The sequence below is a fragment of the Seonamhaeicola marinus genome (assembly GCF_008085455.1).
Genome location: NZ_VSDQ01000905.1, coordinates 1 through 202 on the forward strand (window position 1 = coordinate 1; position 202 = coordinate 202).

The 202-nt window shown below is 31.2% G+C and carries 1 pseudogene; it reads right to left on the reverse strand.

What is annotated here, in order from left to right:
* Positions 1 to 202, reverse strand: a pseudogene (locus FUA24_RS24740) (hypothetical protein); the annotation flags it as partial.

Genomic DNA, 202 nt, shown 5'->3' on the forward strand with positions numbered 1-202 from the left:
AAATTTTTCTTTGAAGTAATATCGTTATCAATTACTTCTAAACTAGCAACAAGTTTTTCTAATCTTATGTTTAGGCCAGCTACTTCATCTTCCAAATCACGAACTTCTAAGGGAAGTTCACCTCGTACATTTCTAATTTCGTCAATACGAGAATCAATTAATTGTAAATCGTATAAAGCTCTTAAACGCTCTTCTACAGTTA